This window comes from Streptomyces mayonensis (assembly GCF_018982965.1).
Lineage (GTDB): Bacteria > Actinomycetota > Actinomycetes > Streptomycetales > Streptomycetaceae > Streptomyces > Streptomyces mayonensis.
In genome coordinates, this window is record NZ_JACBYP010000068.1 from 1 (window position 1) to 19684 (window position 19684).

General features: G+C 72.6%; 13 protein-coding genes. 3 read left to right on the plus strand and 10 right to left on the minus strand.

All coding sequences use genetic code 11. The annotated features are described in order from the left end of the window. Both HZS56_RS23585 and HZS56_RS23590 read left to right on the plus strand, forming a co-directional pair. The coding region (locus HZS56_RS23585) for a DUF4832 domain-containing protein (RefSeq protein WP_253914742.1) at positions 1 to 1662 on the plus strand (1662 nt) is incomplete at its 5' end. 99 nt (positions 1663 to 1761) lie between these two features. Next, positions 1762 to 2157: a GNAT family N-acetyltransferase gene (locus HZS56_RS23590; protein ID WP_216722770.1), complete on the plus strand. Its 396-nt coding sequence runs from the start codon at positions 1762 to 1764 to the stop codon at positions 2155 to 2157. 129 nt (positions 2158 to 2286) lie between these two features. Here the strand turns inward: HZS56_RS23590 and HZS56_RS23595 are convergent, their stop codons facing one another. Continuing rightward, positions 2287 to 3243 carry a MerR family transcriptional regulator gene (locus tag HZS56_RS23595; RefSeq protein WP_216722771.1) on the minus strand — a complete coding sequence of 319 codons (957 nt, stop codon included), beginning with the start codon at positions 3241 to 3243 and terminating at the stop codon, positions 2287 to 2289. Positions 3244 to 3452: 209 nt separating this feature from the next. Here HZS56_RS23595 and HZS56_RS23600 point away from each other — a divergent pair, with 209 nt between their 5' ends. Beyond that, a complete protein-coding gene (locus tag HZS56_RS23600) occupies positions 3453 to 3827 on the plus strand; it encodes a VOC family protein (protein ID WP_216722772.1) in 375 nt (124 codons plus the stop codon). Between the two features lie 102 nt (positions 3828 to 3929). Here the strand turns inward: HZS56_RS23600 and HZS56_RS23605 are convergent, their stop codons facing one another. The 9 genes from HZS56_RS23605 to HZS56_RS23645 form a co-directional block, all read right to left on the minus strand. After that, positions 3930 to 7430: a glycoside hydrolase family 38 N-terminal domain-containing protein gene (locus HZS56_RS23605; protein ID WP_216722773.1), complete on the minus strand. Its 3501-nt coding sequence runs from the start codon at positions 7428 to 7430 to the stop codon at positions 3930 to 3932. 82 nt (positions 7431 to 7512) lie between these two features. Continuing rightward, on the minus strand, positions 7513 to 10560 hold the full coding sequence (locus HZS56_RS23610; RefSeq protein ID WP_216722774.1) for an alpha-mannosidase: 3048 nt from the start codon (positions 10558 to 10560) through the stop codon (positions 7513 to 7515). Positions 10561 to 10649: 89 nt separating this feature from the next. Next, positions 10650 to 11471: a carbohydrate ABC transporter permease gene (locus tag HZS56_RS23615; RefSeq protein ID WP_216722775.1), complete on the minus strand. Its 822-nt coding sequence runs from the start codon at positions 11469 to 11471 to the stop codon at positions 10650 to 10652. Beyond that, positions 11468 to 12418, minus strand: a complete 951-nt coding sequence (locus tag HZS56_RS23620; protein ID WP_216722776.1) for a carbohydrate ABC transporter permease — start codon at positions 12416 to 12418, stop codon at positions 11468 to 11470. The genes HZS56_RS23615 and HZS56_RS23620 overlap by 4 nt, the downstream gene beginning before the upstream one ends. Further along, positions 12415 to 13731, minus strand: coding sequence for an ABC transporter substrate-binding protein (locus HZS56_RS23625; RefSeq protein WP_216722777.1), 1317 nt, complete (start codon positions 13729 to 13731; stop codon positions 12415 to 12417). The genes HZS56_RS23620 and HZS56_RS23625 overlap by 4 nt, the downstream gene beginning before the upstream one ends. Before the next feature lie 376 nt (positions 13732 to 14107). After that, positions 14108 to 15091, minus strand: a complete 984-nt coding sequence (locus tag HZS56_RS23630) for a LacI family DNA-binding transcriptional regulator (protein ID WP_216722795.1) — start codon at positions 15089 to 15091, stop codon at positions 14108 to 14110. 105 nt (positions 15092 to 15196) lie between these two features. Beyond that, positions 15197 to 16117 carry an ROK family protein gene (locus tag HZS56_RS23635; RefSeq protein ID WP_216722778.1) on the minus strand — a complete coding sequence of 307 codons (921 nt, stop codon included), beginning with the start codon at positions 16115 to 16117 and terminating at the stop codon, positions 15197 to 15199. Next, a complete protein-coding gene (locus HZS56_RS23640; protein WP_216722779.1) occupies positions 16117 to 17835 on the minus strand; it encodes a class I mannose-6-phosphate isomerase in 1719 nt (572 codons plus the stop codon). Before HZS56_RS23640 ends, HZS56_RS23635 begins: the two co-directional genes overlap by 1 nt. 191 nt (positions 17836 to 18026) lie before the next feature. After that, a complete protein-coding gene (locus HZS56_RS23645) occupies positions 18027 to 19409 on the minus strand; it encodes a sugar porter family MFS transporter (RefSeq protein ID WP_216722780.1) in 1383 nt (460 codons plus the stop codon). Positions 19410 to 19684 lie beyond the last annotated feature (275 nt).

Here is a 19684-nt window from a genome sequence, read left to right on the forward strand (position 1 = left end):
TGCGTCGGCGCGCTCCAGCGGGTGTGCCGGGAGGTTGTCAGGATGCGCACCTTCGCACGACGACGCCGCAGAAACATGCTGGTCGGCATCGGTTCGGCCGCCGCCGCGCTGGCCGCGGCCGTGCTGCCGGTCACCGCCCAGGCAGACCAGGGCCCCGGCCCGGTCGCCGGTACGACCGCCGGTACGACCGCCGCGGGCGCCCCCGAGCGCCCCGAGCCCGGCCCGGACCCCGATCCCTCCCTCCCGGCACACCCGCTGGAGCGCGCCGACGCACCGCTGGACAACCCGCTCAAGGGCTTCGCCCGCTTCTACGCGCCGGGCGCCGACCAGAACACGGGCTACCCGCACTCCCTCACCTGGACCTACTTCGGCCTGTCCGAGGTCATGACCGACGCCGCCGACTGCGGGGCGTACGACTGGGACCTCGTCGACGCCGTCCTCGACGAGGTCGCCTCCTACGGCAACCAGGCCGCCATCCGCTTCTACATGGAGTACCCGGACGACGCCGGCGGCCACCCCACCAACGCCATCCCGCACTGCTTCGACGGGCACGTCGACTACCGCCACAACGGTGAGTGGGACACCACCAGCCCGGACTACGACAACCGCTACCTGCTCGACGGCCTGAAGGACTTCGTGGCCGCCTTCGGCGCCCGCTACGACGGCGACCCGCGCCTCGGCTACATCCACATGGGCCTGATCGGGCTGTGGGGCGAGTGGCACACCTGGCCGTACGACACCGACACCGCCGACGGCTACCCGAACCTCATGCCCACCGACGCCCACGGCGCCGAGATCATCGAGGCGTTCAACGAGGCCTTCACGCACACCAGGGTCGAGGTGCGGGCGCCGGACAACGCCGGCGGTGCGGCCGACGCCCTGCCCGCCGTCGGCTACCACGACGACTCCTTCTGCTTCCGCGAGGGCGACCCCCCGGAGGGCGTCACCCTGCCGCAGTCGATGGGCGGCGCCTCCTGGTCCCAACTTCAGAAGGCCCTCGACCACGGCGTGGAGAACCGGTGGATCACCGCCTCCATGGGCGGCGAGGTACGTCCCGAGATCCAGGACCGGGCCTTCGACCACTGGCCGGGCGGCTCCGGCGACGTGGACGACATGCGGGCGTGCATCGAGCTGGAGCACACCACCTGGAAGATCAACGAGAAGAGCGCGGGCTACGCCGCCGACGATCCGAACGTGGCCGCCGCCGTCCGCACCATGGGCTACGACCTCACGGTCGACCACGCCTACTTCCACGACACCGCGCAGGACACCACGACCGTCGGCGTACGGATCACCAACGACGGCGTCGCGCCCTTCTACTACCCGTGGACCGTGAGCCTCGGCCTGAAGGACTCCACCGGCCGTGTCGTCAGGACCTGGGACACCTCCTGGGACCTGCGCAGGGTCATGCCGCAGAAGATCCGCGCCTTCCCCGACTGGAACGTGGGCCCCGACCCCGCCCACCTCGACTTCGGCCACCCCGAGTACTTCGACGCCGACCTCGACCTGTCCGGTGTCACCGCCGGTGACTACCAGCTGGTCATGAAGGCGAAGAACCCGCTGGAGGACATCAACCCCGACGCCAAGAAGCTCCGCTTCGCCAACGCGACCCAGAACAACGACGGTTGGCTCGGCCTCGGCGACCTGACCGTCGGAGGCTGAGCCGGGAGCCGCGGGCGCCGTGCCACGACGGCCCCGCGGCTGCCCGCCCCGGCACACACGCCGGCCACGGGCCCGGCGCCCCAGCCATACCATCACCGCATGGCGATCACTTATGAATGGCGAGGCGACGTCGACAGCGCGTCTGTCGAGGCCCTGCACGCCGAGGGCTTCGGCCACCCGCCCCAGGACGTCGACTGGCTCGCCCAACTGCGCCGGCACAGCCTGGGCTGGGTCTGCGCACGCGACGAGGGCCGGCTCGTGGGCTTCGTCAACGTCGCCTGGGACGGAGGCGCCCACGCCTTCGTGCTGGACACGACGGTGGCCCGGGACCGCCGCGGGCACGGAGTAGGAAGGGCACTCGTCGCGGCCGCGGCGGAAGGTGCCCGCTCCGCCCGCTGCGAATGGCTGCACGTCGACTTCGACGAGGGCCTCGAATCCTTCTACTTCGACGCCTGCGGATTCCGGCGGACCCCCGCGGGACTGATCGCCCTCTGACAGCGCGCCCCGGCCCGCCGCGCCCCGGCCCACCGCACCCCGGCCCACCGCTCGCCGGCGTACGCATGCCGCGAGCGCCACCACCCACCATTGCCGCCCGTTGCCTGGGCGCCGGTGCCCCGCGACGGGTCAGCGTCCGGTCGGCTCCGGTTCCGGCCGGGCGAGGGCCTCGGCCATCCACGGCTGGAACGGCAGGTGCCCGTCGACGATCCGCCAGTCGTTGACGGTCCACACCAGGCGCCAGTACCGCTCGACGAGCGGGTCGTGCGCCGCCTCGAACCGACTCGCCATCCACCGCCGCAGCTCCGGTCCGGCGGGGCGGCCGAGCGCGGCGGCGAAGCGTTCCACCACGGAGTCGACCACGGGCCGGGCGGCGGCGCTGTCCGGTTCGACGCCCGCCCGCCTCGCGTCGGCGACCGCCTCCCGGACGAAGGCCAGGAGAGCCGCCGCCGTCCCGGGAGCCACACCCGGCAGAGCGTCCGCGTCGACGGGCGGGAAGGGCGCGCGAACCATGCGCGCACGAAAGCCGTCGTCGGCCATCAGCCCGGCCAGCTCGGTCCACGCGGCGAGCTGGGCCTCGGACGGATCGTCGGGGAGGACGGGCAGAGCCGTGCGCAGCACGGCGGCCGCGTCGCGGGACCCGGGGTTTTCGGAGGCGAGGCCGGAGACGAAGTCGCCCACCAGGGCCTTCCGTTCGCCGGACGTGAGTCGGGTGAGGCGGTGCATGAGAACGGTCTCCTCGGGGCCGAGACCGCGCCGGGCGACGAGACGCAGCAGGCTCTGCCGCATCCGCAGCGTGCGGATCCGCAGGGCGGTGGCATCGGCGTGAGCGGCCGCGACGCCCGCGACGGAGAGGTCGCCGTCCAGGACGCGACGGATCGTGGTGAGACCGACGTCCAGGTCGCGCAGGACGCCGATCAGGTGGAGGCGCCCCAGGGCCGCGGCGCCGTAGCGGCGGTAGCCCGCCGGGGTACGGTCGGTGGGCGGCAGCAGCCCGGTGTCCGAATAGAAGCGGATGGTCCGTACCGGGACGCCGGTGAGGGCCGACAGGTCACCGATCGAGTGCAGGTGCTTCGCGCCGTTCATGTCGTCCACTCTCCGGTCTCCAGCCACTGGAGAGTCAAGCCGTGGTGCACAGGGCCCGCCCCCGCCCGCGCCGTCGCGGCACCTCGGCGGCCGAGTGGGCACGCGGGGCACGCCCGGCGTGTCGCCGCGCATGGCCCCCGTGGTGCCGGGTACCACCGTTGCGTACGGGACGCCGCGGGAGCGTCCGGGAGAGACGAAGGGTGCCGGAAGTGATTCGAAAGCTGCAGGCGGTCGCACTGGACTGCGCCGATCCGGTCCGGCTCGCCGAGTTCTACGCGCACCTCCTGGGCGGCCGGGTGGTCGCGGACCCCGACGACGCCGACTGGGTCGAGGTCCGGGGCTTCGAGGGAACCCCGCTGGCCTGCCAGCGGGTCGACGGCTACCGGGCACCGGAGTGGCCCGGCCAGGAGCGCCCGCAACAGCTTCACCTGGACTTCGACGTGGACGACCTCGACGGAGAGGAACAGCGGGCACTGGCCCTCGGCGCGACCGTGCTGGAACGGACCGACCAGCTCCGCCCCGAGGCCAACTGGCGGGTCTACGCCGACCCGGAGGGCCACCCCTTCTGCCTCTGCTTCCACTGACCTCCCGGCAGACCTCCCGGAGGCCTGGTCCTTGCCCGCGCGCGGCGGCCGGCGCCCGCACCCCGACCGCCACGCGCGCCGGCCCACCCCTGCCGTCCGGAACTACCGGGTCCCGCCGCCGCGGCGCAGGAACAGCTCCGTCATGCCGAAGCCGCTCAGGCGGGGCCTGATCCTGCCGTCGGCGGACGGCACCGCCCCGGCTGACTCCACCACCCGGAAACCGTCCGGAACACGCAGGGCGACGTCACGGTTCTCCCCGGCCCGCAGATTGGCGATGCGGACCGTGAGTCCGTCCTCGTCGCCGGACAGGAAGACCCTGCAGTCGGGCACGTCTCCCAGGTCGAGCAGCGCACCCCGCGCGAAGCCGGGCCGCCGGGTCCCGGTGAAGCGGTCCAGCGGGGTCACTTCCTGGGCCAGCGCACCGAGCCGGGCCTGCGCCCCGAACCGCGACGCCGCAGCGGGCTCGTGCCGGCCGACGGCGGCGAAGACGTACCGGAACCGCACCCGGCCCGGCTGCGCCGGCGGAGTGTTGCACGGCCAGAAGTTGTTCATCACGTACGCGTACAGGTAGCCGTTCTGCTCCGAGAAGCGCTCGGGCCACACCCCCCTGACCAGGTCCGAGGAGGAGAACAGCGGGCTGTCGGGGGCCGCCCAGACCACACCGGGCCCGTCCTGCGCCGTGACCGTCACGGCAGAGGTGGCGGACAGCCACTCGTTGGACGAACCGGGACCGTGGTCGGCCCGCGGCTCCACCCAGCCCAGCTGCCTGTCGTAACGCACCGTCGGTGTGTCCACGAGGAAGGGGAAGGCGATGGACACCGACTCCATGTCCAGCACCGCCAGTTTCGTCGCCTCCACGGCCAGCTCGCACTGGTCGGCGCCGTCGCGCAGCAGCAGTTCCACGGTGATGTCGGCGAGGCCCGCGCCCTCGCCGGCCCACCGCAGCCGGATGCCGTCCGGGGTGCGGCGCGCGCCGAGCAGCCGCATCAGGGGGCGCTCCTCGGCCAGCTCGGTGGGGGCGCCGGGGTGGAGCCGCGAATCGAGCTGCTTGATCATGGTCCGGTCGTGGGCGGCGCTCTCCCCGGCCCCGGCGGCGCTCAGCCGGATCAGCTCACCCAGCGCGAACGGCGCCCGAGGGTCGAGGAGTTCACGGCCGGTGGGCAGATGGCGCAGGCCGGCCGGGAGTCCGTCGCCCTCCCGGAGCCGGATCTCCCACCCTTCGCTCGTGATCGTCTCCCCGGCCGCGGCACTCCCCACCGGGGTCCGTTCGTCGTCGGGGTGCGACGGGGGCACAGCCGCGGCCGCCGGGGCCTGTTCCCCCGCGGGAACGGTGTCGTTGCGGTCACTCAGCGGGAAGGAGCGGTAGCCGAAGGCTTCCATCTCCTCGAGGACCAGCCGGACCCGGAGCATGCCGGCGCAGTCGCTCAGCACTTCCATCGGCACCGGCTCCCCCGACGCGTCCAGCGGTGTGCTGCCCCGCGGCAGATCGGCCTCGACGGTCAGCGAGGCCGGCCAGGGGTGCGGGTTGTGCACCAGGAGGCAGGGGCCGTCCAGTCCGAGGGACTCGGCCACCTGACCGAGCACCCGGCGGCTCTCGTCCAGGGAGATCCGCGCCGCGTCGTCGATGGCGCGGCGCTTCCAGTGGAGCTGGTCGTCGATCTGCGGAGCGTGCGGATGGGACACGGCACGGGCCCAGTTCCAGGTGTGCTCGCCGCCGGTGATCAGACCGTCCCAGGCACGGTCCAGGGCCGCACGGTTCGGGCGGTAGCGCCCGTCCATCAACTGCGAGACGGCACCGAGCGTCTCGGCCGCCGGCAGTACGGCCTGCGCCCGCCGGTAGGCGGCGGCGTCCGCGGCGGAGGCGGCGGGCCCGTCCTCCCAGAAGCTCCCGCCCTCCGCCCTGTGCAGCGGCAGCCGGTCCCGCAGCGGTGCGACGGCACTCAGGTAGTCGCCGAACGTGGAGACCCGCACCCTGGGATACGCGAACACCTCGTTCCACCGGTCGGCGAACCCGGCGTCACCGTCACCGAGGTCCTCGTTGTCGGCGTGGGTGCCGATCACCGCGAGGTCGGTGGGCAGGTAGTCGGTGCGTTCGTAGCGTTCGAGATAGCGTTCCAGGCCGTTGACCGCCCCGGCGACGGACTGCGGGTCGGCGGCGACGAACCGCAACTGCGAGTAGTGGTCGGCGAAGTGGGCCAGGACCTCGCTGCCGTCGGGCGCCCGCCAGCGCACCGGCGAGGCCAGGTGCACCTCGTCGCTGCCGGTGGTGGCCGCACGATGGTGGTTGGACATGCCCACGAAGGCGTCCACACCGGCCGTCCGGAGCACCGACGGCAGGACCCCCGTCCACGTGGGCACGTCGGTGATGTTGGCGTACCGGGGAACGGCTCCGGGCCCGGCGGGCAGACCGGCGCCGAAGTCCAGGGCGCGGCGCAGTTCCTCCAGGCTCGTGATGCCCGTGAGCAGGTTGCTGTGGAAGGTGTTGACGCCGATCACCCCGGCCGCGACGGCCTCCGTCAGACGGGCGCCGCGCTCCGGGGAGCGGGTGTCCAGGTACTCCCGCACCACCAGCGACCCGTCCACGCTGTAGCGGAACGAGGGGTCGGCCTCGTACCGGTCCAGGGCCTTGTCGATGTTGCGGCAGTGCAGCTCAAGGGACTTCGGCTGGGTGTCGGTGAAGCCGAGGTCCAGGTGCACGTGCGGAATCAGGTGCAGGGTCCAGCGGCGGGCCGGGGTCAGCCCGGCACGGTGCAGCAGGGTCTCACCGGTGTGGACGGCGAACTCGGCCGGCGCGTCGAAGCCGGGCGCGGGCAGCCGCCAGCGGACCATGCCGAAGTCCCGCGCCGGGGCCGCCGGAACGCGCAGGACCCGGCCCTGGTATCGCAGGGACAGGTCACCGGGAAGGGCGGCGCCCGCGGGAACCCGGGCCGTCAGCTCGACCAGCGGCACGGGCTCCGGGGCGCCGTGCAGGTGGAGGGGCGTGGCCCGAAGGGACCACGCGGGCGCCTCGGGCGGCGGCGTACTGCTCGACTCCAGCCGGACGGCGTTCCACCGCAGGTACGAACCGAACCACTTCCCGTAGTGGGCCCGTGCCGGAGGCAGCTCTTCCCCGGGACGGCGGGCGGGCGGACCGTCCTCGGCCCGGGGCGCGCCGGTGGCCGCCGGCTCGTCCAGCACGGTGGTGACGCTCAGTTCGTGGCGGCCCGGCGCGAGCCACGCCGCGGGCAGCGCGATCCGCAGCGTGCCGTGCCCGGAGGTGGGGCCCGGGTCTCCGGTACGGGAGCGGTCGGCGCGCTCGACGGCGAGGTGGTGCAGCGAGTGGCGCGCGCCGTCCAGGACCACCTCGAGATCGGGGCAGGGGCCGCGCTCCGCGGCGTACGCGAGGTGCAGGACGGCGTCCTCGGCGCGTTCCAGGGTGAACGACGCCACGACGCGGTGCGCGCGGTGGCCGCCGTCGGCGTCGTGGATGCCGGGGTGCACCTCGGGCCACACGGCGTCGGGGCGGTCGAGGTCGACGTGCAGGGTGGGCGTGCCGTCCACGACCGGCCAGGAGCCGGCGTGCGGGGCAGGAGTCGCTGTCCACAGGGAGCGGTCGGAGGTCATGCGGAGTGTTCCTCTGGAGGCCGGGCGGCGACAGGGCCGCGGGCGTGCGGGATGGGCGGGCGGCGCCGGGGCACTCGGCCCGTCAGACGTGGTCCTTCCTGGCGAACCGCAGGGTCACGATCTGGAACGGCCGCAGGGTCAGGCGAACGGAGTTCCCCTCGGCCGTCATGTGCGCGGGCGCGTCCACGGGCCGTTCGAGGAGGTCGACCGCCGTGACGCCGGCGACGTCGAAGCCCGCGGTGACCGTGGCCGAGGCCCGTCCCCCGAGCGCCTCGTGGAAACGTACGACCACGTCGCCGGTGGCGTCGTCGGCGAGTTTCACCGCGGTGACGACGACCTGCCCGGTGTCGACGGAGACCAGGGGCACGGCGCCCACGGAATCCGGGGCGCCCGTCACCCGGCGCTCGGGAAGGTTGATGCGGTGCCCCTCGCGGACGGCGTCGGCCAGCCGCGCGCCGGGGACGAGCGAGTAGCGGAAGCGGTGCGTGCCCTGGTCGGTCTCCGGGTCCGGGAAGCGGGGCGCACGCAGCAGGGACAGACGGACCGTGGTGGTGGTCCCGCGCTCCGCACCACCGCGTACCGCACGGGTCACCTCGTGACCGTACGTCGAGTCGTTGACGAGCGCCGCACCCCAGCCCGGCTCCTCCAGGTGCACGAAACGGTGCGCGCACGCCTCGAACTTCGCCGCCTCCCAACTGGTGTTGGTGTGGGTGGGCCGGTACAGGTGCCCGAACTGCGTCTCCGCGGCGTACCGTTCGGCGTGGACGTCGAGCGGGAAGGCCACCTTCAGGAACTTCTCCGTCTCGTGCCAGTCCACCTCCGTCTCCAGGCCGATCCGGCGCTGCCCGCGTGCCAGCGTCAGGGACTGGACGGCCCGCGAACTCCCGAAGGAACGCACGACCCGCACCGTCGCCGCCTCGCCGCCGTCCTGTTCCAGGGTCAGCTCCCGCACGTCGTCGAGGTCCGTGACGACATTGCGGTAGAAGGCGTCGACGTCCCAGGCGTCCCACCGGTTGGGGAGGTCCGGATGGATCTGCAGGAGGTTCCCCGCCGCGTCCGGGGCGATCGCCTCCCGGCCCGTCTCCCTGTCGAGGACCGAGACCACCAGGCCCCGGGCGTCGACGCGTACCCGCAGCAGCCCGTTGTCGAGGACGTGGCCGCCTTCGGCGTCGGCCTCCGCGGTGACATCCGCGCCGTCGACCGAGGGCGCGCCCAGCGCACCCGCCGCCACCCCGTCCCGCGCGTGGGGAGCCGAGTTGGCCAGCAGCGCGGTGTCTCCGGAAGCGGTCAGCGCCCCCAGCGCCGCGCCGATGACGCCCTCCAGTTCACGAGCGACTCCGGCATAGGTCTCACGTGCCTCGCGGTGCACCCAGGCGATGGAGGAGCCGGGCAGGATGTCGTGGAACTGGTGCAGCAGTACCGTCTTCCAGATCCGGTCCAGAGCGTCGTACGGGTAGGGGAACCCGGCCCGCACCGCCGCCGTGGCCGCCCACAACTCCGCTTCCCGCAGCAGGTGTTCACTGCGCCGGTTGCCCTGCTTGGTCTGGGCCTGGCTGGTGAGGGTCCCCCGGTGGAGCTCGAGGTAGAGCTCGCCGACCCACACGGACGGATCGGGGTACTCGGCCTCGGCCTTCTCGAAGAACGCCTCCGGCGACTCCCAGGTGACGCTGGGAGACCCCTCCAGGTCGTGCGTCCGGGCCGCCTTGGCGACCATCTCGCGCGTCGTGCCGCCCCCGCCGTCCCCCCAGCCGGTCGGTGCGAGCGAGTGACTCGCGGCGCCCTGCTCCTTGAAGGAGCGCGCGGCGTGCGCGAGTTCACGGCCCAGCATCGAGCAGTTGTAGGTGTCGACCGGCGGGAAGTGCGTGTAGATCCGCGTCCCGTCAATCCCCTCCCACCAGAAGGTGTGGTGCGGAAAGGAGTTGGTCCGGCTCCACGAGATCTTCTGCGTGAGCAGACGCCTGGCGCCGGCCGCCGCGATGATCTGCGGAAGGCCCGCCGCGAAACCGAAGGTGTCGGGCAGCCACACCTCGTCGCTCTCGACACCGAACTCGTCGAGGAAGAACCGCTTCCCGTGCACGAACTGCCGGGCCATCGCCTCCGAGCCGGGCATGTTCGTGTCGGACTCGACCCACATCCCGCCGGTGGGCACCAGGCGCCCCTCACGGACCGCGTCCTTGACCCTGCTGTACACCTCCGGCCGGTGCTCCTTGATCCAGGCGAACTGCTGCGCCTGGGACATGGCGAACACGAACTCGGGGGAGTCCTCCAGCAGCGCCGTCATGTTGGCCGCCGTGCGCGCGACCTTGCGCACGGTCTCGCGCAGCGGCCACAGCCACGCCGAGTCGATGTGCGCGTGCCCGACGGCGCTGATGCGGTGCGCCGACGCGTGGGCCGGCGCGGCCAGCACACCGGCCAGCTCCTGCCTGGCGGCGGACGCCGTGCCGTTCACGTCCTGGAGGTCGAGCGCGTCCAGGGACCTGCCGACGGCACGCCGTACCTGGCTGCGGCGCTCGCTGTCGAGCGGCAGCTCGTGCATCAGCTCGTCCAGCACCTCCAGGTCCTGCACCAGCTCCCACACCTGCCGGTCGAAGACCGCGAGGTCCATCCGGGCCAGCCGGTACAGGGGTTCCGTACCGGCGGTGTGCCGGTCGCCGAGTGCCGTCGGCAGGAACGAGAACAGATCCAGGTCCGGATTGGAGGCGGCCTCCAGATGCCACTCCACCACCTCACCGCCCCGGACCGGGCTGCCCACACGGACCCACTGGTTGCGGGGGTTGATGCCCTTCACCGGAGTGCCGTCCGGGGTGTAGACCAGCGCCTCGCACTGGAAGCCCGGCCGGACGCCGTCGAAGCCCAGATCCAGCACGGCCTCCACGGTCTTGCCCGCCCACCGAGGGGGCACCCGGCCGCGTACCCGGAACCACGTGGTGTCCCAGGCGGCGCCCCACCGCGCCCCGACGGCGGCGGGCTCGTGGACGGCCGCCAGACCGTCGGCCACCGGCACCGGCTCGCCGGGCGAGACCCACGCCCCGACCTCCATCGGCACGGAATCGGGATACACGGCGGGGCGGATGCGCTGGTCGAGGACCCGGCGCAGTCGGGCTTCGGTCAGTTCACGGTCGTCATGCATGACAGAGGGCTCCGGGCGCAGTGGGGCGGGTACGGGACGGGCGTGGGAAGGCCGGTGCGGGTGGACGGCACGGAAACCGGTGGCCGGGATCAGCGCGTGAGCTTGAGGTTGTTGACGAAGAAGCGCTGGGCGGAGAAGAAGAGGACGAGCGTGGGCAGCGAGACCAGGAGAGCGCCCGCGAGGACCACGGGGGGCCCGACGGCGGAGTAACTGCCCTGGAGTTCGGAGAGCGCGGCGATGGCGGGCCGGATGTTGTCACTCGTGCTGAAGGTGATGCCGAACAGGAGGTCGTTCCAGATCGCCACGAACTGGAACGAGAACGCGGCCACCATCGCCGACTTCGACAGCGGTACGTGGATCTGCCAGAACATCCGCCACCACGACGCGCCGTCCATCCGCGCCGCCTCCACGACCTCCCGGGGCACCGTGGTGGCGTAGTTGCGCATGAGGAAGAATGCGAACGGGATGGAGATGGTGGCGTACACCAGGAACATGCCGATCTGCGTGTCGTACAGGTCGAAGCGCGCGTAGGACAGGAACAGCGGACGCAGGAAGACCTGGAGCGGCAGCAGCGTGCCCGAGTAGATCAGCCAGAACCACAGGACGCGCCGCCGCACCGGCATGATCACCACCGCGAACGCGGCGCCGGTGGCGATGAGCACCGCGACGAGGGAGCCGACGACGGCGTACAGCAGGCTGTTGCCCATGGCCGGACCCAGGTCCGCCTCGTTCCACGCCTGCGAGAAGTTGTCGAAGAGCCCGAAGCTCCCCGGCAGCCAGTGGGGCGTACCCGTGTACTCCTTCGCGGGGACGAACGCGTTGACCAGCAGCAGCCAGGACGGGACGGCCCACAGCAGGGACAGGAGAATCAGCACGGTGTTCCGCAGAACTCTGCCGAAATGCATCGTCATGCGCCTTTCTCGTCGAACTGGCGCCGCAGGTACAGCCAGGACGCGCCGAGGACGATCACGGTGAGGACGACCGCGATCGCCGAGCCGGCCCCGGGCCGCTGGAGCAGGAAGGTCTCCTGGTACATGGAGACCGCCAGGGTCTCCGTGGCCCGCCCCGGGCCGCCCCGGGTGAGGACCCACAGGAGGTCGAAGGACTTCAGTCCGTTGGCCAGGCTCATGCCGATCACGATGATCGACACCGGGCGGAGCTGCGGCAGCACGACGTGGCGGAAGCGCTGCCAGGGACCCGCGCCGTCCAGGGAGGCCGCTTCCAGCGTCTCGGGCGGAATGCCCTGCAGTCCGACGAGGATCAGGATGACGGCCACGCCGGTCGCCTGCCAGGCGTTGACGCAGATGATGACCAGGGTGTTGCCCGGCCAGTCCAGCAGCCAGCTGGTGCTGAGGGACTCCAGGCCGACCGCCGACAGCAGCTGGTTGAGCGCGCCGTCGGTGCTCAGGACGAAGTTCCACACCACGGCGACGGCGGCACCGGACAGCGCGTAGGGGATGATGACGCACAGCCGGGCGAACCGGGACCAGCGGGTGGCGTCGGTGAGGCAGGCGATGAGCATCCCGAGTGCGAACGGGAGCGCCACCGTCCCCACCACCCACAGGAGCGTGTTCTCCACGGAGCGCAGCAGCGCGTCGTCGGTGAGGAAGAGCTGGTAGTTGTGCAGTCCGGCGAATCCGGAGTGCCGGTGGTCGTCGAAGAAGCTCCGGTAGACCGTGGTCGCGAAGGGCGCGAGCAGCACCACACCGACCAGCAGGACCGCGGGGGTCATGAAGGCGCCGGCGGCGAAACGCTCGCGTGCCGCCACACGGCGCCGGGCGGGGTCCGGCCGGAGCGGGCGCGGCTCGGGCGAGGGCGGCCGGTGTCCGGCGGAGGGTGGCGCGGTAGTGGTTCTCATGCCTCGTCCTGCCTCCACGTCTTCCATTCCTCGTCGGCGCGGTCCGCCATGCTGCGCAGCGTCGCCCCGGGCGACATCTGCCCGGTCATGAACGCCGACAGGTCCTGGATGTTGCCCTGGATGAGGCTGGGCGGGCTGGCCTCGCTGTAGCGGACGAGACGCGCCCGCCGGTCCTTCGCGATGTTGTCCCGGAGACCGGCCACCACGGGGTTGCCCGCCCGTACGACGGGATTGGCCGAACCGTCCTGCAGGTAGTCCGTCCACGCCCGCTGCACGTCCGGGTGCAGCCAGGCCCCCACGTTCGCCATGCCGGCCTCGTGACTCGCGGCGCGGCGCGGCACCGCGAGTGCACTGCTCTCCGTGATCACCGACTTCTTGGTGGACCGCCCCACGGTGGGCAGGACGAAGGCGTCGTAGTCCTTCAGGGGCTCCATGTCCGCGCCGCTCAGGTTCTTCGTGTGCCAGGTCGCGTGCAGGAACATGCCGACCCGGCCGTCGCGGAGTTCGGCGGCGCCCTTGCCCTGGTCGTAGTCGGGCGGGGTCATCCAGCCCTTGCGCATGAAGTCCTGCCAGACACCCATCGCCCGCACCGCCGGCTCGTCGGTGTAGCGGGCCTTCCCCTCGACCAGCGCCGTGTAGAAGTCGGGATCGGTCTTGCTGATCAGCTCCTGGAACCATTCGTAGGCGGGCCAGCCGCCGTACTGGGTGCCCACGAAGGGCGTGGCGCCGTTGCGCTTGAGCACGGTGGCGCAGTGCAGCAGTTCGTCCCAGGTCTCCGGCACGCGCAGTCCGAGCCTGGCGAAGACCGGCCGGCTGTAGAACACGACGTAGTACGACTCGTGCATCGGAATGCCGTAGACCGCGCCGCGGTACTGCATCGCATCGCGCTGCGACTCGCTGATCCAGCCGCGGTCCGCGTACGCGCCCCACAGGCCGGAGAGATCGGTGAGCTGTCCGCTCCGCGCCAGCTTCTTCAGCTCGTAGCCCGACGTCCACTTGATGATGTCCGGCGCACGCGAGGTCTGCAGGGTCATCTGGGCGACCAGTTTGTAGGCGACCGCCTCAGGGACGGACAACGGGCGCAGCGCGTACCCGGTCAGGGGCTGCAGTGCCTTGGAGGCCAGGGCGTAGCCGTCGTCCCAGCTGGCGTTGTCGTTGCTGAAACTCGCCGTGCCCTCGACGGCGGCCGTGCTGTCGCCGCGGGCGCAGCCGGCGAGCGCCAGCCCCGACAGGCCCGCGCCGAGACCGGCAAGGAAGCGGCGGCGGGTGGGTCCCGGCCGCCCGCCTCTTGCCGCCGTACCAGAAGAGTTCATCGGTGCCCTTTCGCCGGAGTGTGACGGACGACGACCGCATGCCTGTACAGGCAGGGCGCCTCGGACGGGGGAAATCAGGCCGTGGTGCCGCAGATGCCTCCGCCGGCCACTCCACGTGGCCGGCTCGGCCGAAAACGCGGTGGCTGACACCGGCGCATGACGAGAACGTTAACGACACCATGCGGTGACCACAAGGTTCTCCAGGGCCTGAATTGCCCCTGCCGGAAAAGGCCCAGGTGGCAGGGGTTGCTGTCCCGGCTGCACAGGGTGGCGGCGGGTCACTCTGTGAGTGGTAACGTTAACGTAGGGTTCCGCATCTCCCCCGCCCCGGCCGGCAGCCGCCCGCCGGGGCGGGATGGGGCGGGCGCCCTGCTGCTCAGCGGCCGTACACGGCCAGCAGGGTGGGGATGACCGTCCTGCGCGGCGGACCGGTCGGCCGTGTCGCGGACCCGGCCTCCAGCCGGTCCACGAGCAGCTGGGCCGCCCGGCGGCCGATCTCGTCCGGCGCGTACGAGGCCAGGGTCAGCGGAACCCCCAGCAGGTCGGCGGACTCCACGTCGTCGAAGCCGGCGATCGCGGCGCCGGCACCGAGACCGCGCACCGCACGGCAGGCCCCCAGGGTCAGCCGGTTGTTGGCGCAGAACAGTGCCGTGGGCGCGTCCGCCTGCTCGAGCAGTTCCAGCGCGGCGGCCTCGGCCGTGACGACGGTGTACGGGCCCCGGCGCACCCACTCCTCGCGGGGCCGCAGCCCGGCCTCCTCCAGCGCGGACCACCAGCCGCGGAAGCGCTCGGCACCGGTGAAGAGGGTGGGAGGGTTGCCGAGGAAGCCGATCCTCTCGTGACCGTCCGCGACGAGCCGTGCGGTGGCGGCTCGCGCACCGCCGAAGTCGTCGACCAGCACGGTGTCCGCCTCGATGCCGGCCGGTGGCCGCGCGGCCAGGACGAGCGGAGTGCCCTCCAGCTGTGCGGGGGACAGGTGCCGCTGGTCGGAACCGGCCGGGACGACGATCAGCCCGTTCACCTGCCGGGCGACGAGGTCCTGGACCAGGTGCTGCTCCTGCGCGAGCTGTTCGGCGGTGTTGCCCAGCACCAGCCGCAGACCGTAGGACTGCACCACTTCCTCGGCACCGAGGGCGAGTTGGGCGTAGAACGGGTTGGCGAGGTTGGTGACCACGAGCCCGACGAGGCCGCTGTGGCGGCCGAGCCGCAGATTGCGTGCCGTCTCGTTGCGCCGGTAGCCCAGGTCGGTCACGGCCTGGAGCACGCGTCGACGGGTGGATTCGCCGACGCCCTCGTTCCCCTTCAGCACCCGTGAGACGGTCATCGCGCTGACTCCGGCGCGTGCGGCGACGTCCCGCATCGTGGGGGTGGGGCGAGGCGGCTCTCCGGCGGATTCGGACCCGGACACTGCGTTGCTGCTCCCTTCGGGCACCGGCAGCCGCTCACCGTCTGCCCGGACCCACCATCATAGGCGGACGCCCCGGCTGCCCTCCTCGCCGGACGCCGCGGACGCGGCCCACCGTGCCGCGCCCAGCAGCGAGGCCGTGTCGGGCAGGAGGGCGGGCTCGACGCGCAGCCCCGGCGCCCCGCCGTCCGACAGACCCTCCCGCAACGGCGCCACCACCAGGTCCCACGACGCCGAGATCGAGCCGCCGACGACCAGCACGTCCGCCCCGAACCGGGCGGTCCAGGGGGCCATGGCGGTGCCCAGCGCGCGGAAGGCGTGGGTGAGCACCGTGCCGGCCGGGGCGTCCCCGGCCCGCGCGCGGGCAGCGATGCCCCGCACGTCGGGCACGTCGTCCGGGTCGCCGTCCGTGGCCCGCGCGTAGGCGGCACGGATCGCGCGGCGGGACACCGTGTCCTCCAGCGGGCGTCCGCCGACGACGAGCCGGTGGGCACTGCCCTCGGGCGGCACCCGCGGACCGTCGTTGACCGGCATGCCGTCCGCCAGGAAGGCGGAGCCGACGCCGCTGCCGAGGGTCAGGCACACGGCACGGGCGTGTCCGGCGGCCGCTCCGCCGGTGTGCTCGCCGATACCGAAGGCGTCGGCGTCGTTGACGAACCGGAGCGCGGCGGGCGCCGGGCGGATGCGCGCGCGCAGCGCCGCACCGACGTCCGTGCCGTACAACGAGTCGAACTTCCCGACCCCCTCGAACAGCGCCACGCCGGCCGCGTAGTCGAAGGGGCCGGGCACGGCCACGCCCCAGGTGGCCGACGGCGGCGCCGCCAGGCGGGAGGCGGCGCGGGCGAGCCGTCCGAGGATCTCCCCGGCCCCGCCCTGCGGGGACAGCGGCTCCCGGGCCGGCCGCCCGTGCACGGCCCCGGCCGACAGGTCCACCAGGGCGGCGGTGACATGGGTGCCGCCGATCTCCAGCACCGGCCGCATCACCTGTCCTCCCGGACCAGGGCGGTGACCACGTGCACGGGCCGGGAGCCGAGCGGGCGCAGCCGGTAGGCACCGACCCCGGCGGGGACCGTCAGCGTCTCGGCGTGCACCAGGTCGTGCGTACGGCCGTCGCCCCACTCGATCACGACGCCGTCCCCACCGGAGACGTTGAGGATCCGGAACCGGCCCGCGGTGTCCATGGCGGCACCCGTGCAGGACGGTTCGAGCACGACCCGGCGCACTTCGTAGAACATCTCCGGCAGCGCGCCGAGCACCTCCTCGCGCCAGCCGTCCCCCTCGCGCAGCAGGCGCGGCTCCTGCATGAGGTCGCGGCTCACGGCCTCGCCCCGCCGGGCCCCGCCGAGGTTGGCGAACGCGTGCTCGTAGGGCAGCGGGCGGGGAGCTCCGCCGGTGCCCCTGCGGAGCCAGTCGTAGAAACGCAGGGAGTACAGATACGGGGTGGCGCTGATCTCCAGGACCAGGTTGCCGGTGCCCGAGGCGTGCGGCGTCCCCGCCGGGATCATGTAGAGGCGGCCTTCCTCGGCGGGGTGGCTCTGGACGAACCGCTCGACGTTCATCTCCTCGCCGTTCTCGATGGCGGCCACCACCTGCTTGCGCATCAGATCAAGGTCGGCGTCCTCCTGCAGCCCGAGGTAGACGCGCGGGTCCGCGCCGTCCGTGGCCGTGAGGTAGTAGGTCTCGTCCTGGGTGTACGCCCAGCCGAAGTGCGCGCGCATGTACTCCTCGCGCGGATGCAGGTGGATCGAGAGGTTGCCTCCCCGGACGGTGTCGAGGTAGTCGAAGCGGATCGGGAAGGAGGTGCCGAACTCCGCGTGCACCGCCGCCCCGAGGAATTCCTCGGGGTGCAGGACGCAGAGCAGCTGGAAGGGTACTTCGACCTCGGCCTCGGGCCCGTCACCGACCAAGATGCCGGCCTCGGGCGCGATCAGCTCGTAACCGAGTGCGGTGTTGCCGCCCCGCGGTGTGAAGCCGAGTTCGGTGGCGGCCCACTGGCCGCCCCAGGGCGTGGAGTTGAACCAGGGCCGGGTACGGACCGGACCGCCGGCCAGGTGCGCGAGGGTGGCGCGCAGGGCGGCGCCGTCGATCGAGGCAGGACGCCCGGTGTCCTGGAGGTCCAGCCAGCGGTCGACACCGGCGGCGTGGGCGTCGCGGTGGGCGTCGAGCACCGGCCAGTCCGCGTAGAACAGGCGGCGCAGGTCACCGGGCACGCCGTGCCGTCCGAGGTTGACGCCGACGGCCGGGTCCCCGGCGGTCACCGCCGCCTCGGCATGGCGTTTGGGCAGGTCGGCGTACCACAGCAGGTCGTGCCGGACGAGCGCGGCACCCGGGCCGAGGACGACGAGCAGCCCCTGGTCCAACGGCTCGGTCCGGGGCAGCGTGGTGTACGCCGCGGCGACCGGGGTCCGGGCGAGCGGCAGGTAGTGCGGATCGGCGCCGGGGCCGTCGCCGGTGCGCTCCAGGACCGTGTCCCAGTCCGCCTCGTACTCCCGCAGGTCCACGAAACGGGCGGGTGTGCCGTGCACGTCGAGCGCGCCGGACAAAAGGCTGTGCACGGAGCTCCAGTCGAGTGCGGCCGGACCGTCGACGGCCAGAACGGCGGGCCCGGCGGGCAGGGTCCGGACAGCGGCGTCCCACCCGCGGACGACCGTTCCGTCGACGGCCGGGTAGCGGGGGTTGCGCTGGTAGGGGCGGGTCACGGCACTCTCCGGGGGTCGAAGCTGATGTTATCGTTAACTGTACGGTGAAGGGGTCGGCCCGAGTCAAGGCGGCGCGGGACCGGGCGCCGGACGACGGCGGGCCGGCGGGACCGTCCCGGAGCCCGGCCGGTCGACACTCGGGCCCGGGTGCAGTCCCCGCGCCCGGGGCCGGATGTCCACCGGTGCGGGGATCAGGCCGACCGGGCACGCAGGGCGAGCTCGATGTCCTCCAGGCTGCGCCCCTTGGTCTCCACGACGAACCGTGCCGTGAACACCCGGGCGAAGGCGCAGATCACCGCAAATCCGAGGAACAGCCAGCCGATGCCCACGGCGTCGAGCAGCACCGGGAAGCTGAGCGAGACGGCGAAGTTGGCCGTCCACAGCAGCATCGTGCAGAAGCCGACCGCGGCGCCCCGCACCTGCAACGGGAACACCTCGCTGATCACCACCCAGCAGACGGCGCCCCAGGACGCGGAGAAGCTGACGATGAACGCGGCGAGGCAGGCCAGCGTGACCACGCCGACCAGACCCGGGCCGTCCGGCTCCGGCAGCAGCAGCGAGGTCGCCGCCAGCACGGTGAGGCTGGCGCACATGCACACCGCCCCGGTCAGCAGCAGCCGCTTGCGGCCCGCCCGGTCGATGAGCCAGATGGCCACCAGCGTCATCACCATGTTGACCGCGCCGATCCCGGTGTTGGCGTAGATCGCGGCCGAGTCGCTGAAGCCGACGTTGGTCAGCGTCGTGGGCGCGTAGTAGATGATCGTGTTGATGCCGACGACCTGATTGAGCACGGCGAGCCCGATCCCCACCACGAGCGCCGGACGCAGCCAGGGCGCGAACACCTCGCGCAGCCCCGCCCGTTCCCCGGACGTGGCCTCCACCTGCCGGATCTCGGCGAGTTCGCCCTCGACCTCCGCCTCGCCCCGGGTGCGTGCGAGTACCTCGCGGGCCTCCGCCTCCCGCCCGCTGCGCAGCAGCCAGCGCGGGGTCTCCGGCATCACGACCAGCCCCGCCAGCATCACCAGCGACGGCACGAGGGCCAGGCCGAGCATCCAGCGCCACGCCTCGGCGGGAGCGAGCAGCGAGTTGGTCACGTAGGCCACGAAGATGCCCGCGGTGATCATCAGCTGGTTCAGGGACGACACCGCCCCGCGGCTGCGCGTGGTGGCCATCTCCGACAGATAGAGAGGGACGACGACGGAGGCCGCCCCCACCCCGAGGCCCAGCAGGACGCGGGCGGCGACCAGCAGCGCGGTGTTGGGCGCCAGCCCCGCGGCCAGGGCGCCCGCGCCGAAGGCGACCGAAGCGGCGATGCCCACCCGTCGCCGGCCGAGGCTGTCGGCGAGCCTGCCCGCCGCGGTCGCTCCGGCCATCGCGCCCACCAGGAGGGAGCTGACGACGATTCCCTCCGTCAGGGGGGTCAGCCCCAGGTCGTCGCGGATGTAGAGCAGGGCGCCCGCGATGACGCCGGTGTCGTAGCCGAAGAGCAGGCCGCCGAGGGCGCCGAAGAAGTAGATCCGTCTGCTGGAGGACCTGACCGCGCTGGTCGCGTCTGGTGTCGCCGCCTTGGACACGAAAGACCTCCGATGTAGTTAACGTTCACACGGAAGTTAGCGACGCGCCGCACGGGCGTCAACGGATGTGCCGAGGCTGAATTCCGCATACCCGGGCCCGTGGTGGCGGCCCTGCGCCCGACCTGCTGGTGCCAGCGATGGAGCAGAGTTCCGGAGGGGTGCGTGGGGTTCCGTGACGGGACTCCCGCAGCCATCCGGTCGTGTCCGCGTCATTGACACGGCCGGGTGAAGCCGGGACGCTCCAGGCCTGGATTCTCACGTTAACGCTAACTAGG

Excerpts from the sequence above, each read along its gene's own strand:
- HZS56_RS23590 (WP_216722770.1), top strand. The coding sequence starts at position 1,762 with ATGGCGATCACTTATGAATGGCGAGGCGACGTCGACAGCGCGTCTGTC.
- HZS56_RS23595 (WP_216722771.1), bottom strand. The coding sequence starts at position 3,243 with ATGAACGGCGCGAAGCACCTGCACTCGATCGGTGACCTGTCGGCCCTC.
- HZS56_RS23605 (WP_216722773.1), bottom strand. The coding sequence starts at position 7,430 with ATGACCTCCGACCGCTCCCTGTGGACAGCGACTCCTGCCCCGCACGCC.
- HZS56_RS23610 (WP_216722774.1), bottom strand. The coding sequence starts at position 10,560 with ATGCATGACGACCGTGAACTGACCGAAGCCCGACTGCGCCGGGTCCTC.
- HZS56_RS23615 (WP_216722775.1), bottom strand. The coding sequence starts at position 11,471 with ATGACGATGCATTTCGGCAGAGTTCTGCGGAACACCGTGCTGATTCTC.
- HZS56_RS23620 (WP_216722776.1), bottom strand. The coding sequence starts at position 12,418 with ATGAGAACCACTACCGCGCCACCCTCCGCCGGACACCGGCCGCCCTCG.
- HZS56_RS23625 (WP_216722777.1), bottom strand. The coding sequence starts at position 13,731 with ATGAACTCTTCTGGTACGGCGGCAAGAGGCGGGCGGCCGGGACCCACC.
- HZS56_RS23630 (WP_216722795.1), bottom strand. The coding sequence starts at position 15,091 with ATGCGGGACGTCGCCGCACGCGCCGGAGTCAGCGCGATGACCGTCTCA.
- HZS56_RS23635 (WP_216722778.1), bottom strand. The coding sequence starts at position 16,117 with ATGCGGCCGGTGCTGGAGATCGGCGGCACCCATGTCACCGCCGCCCTG.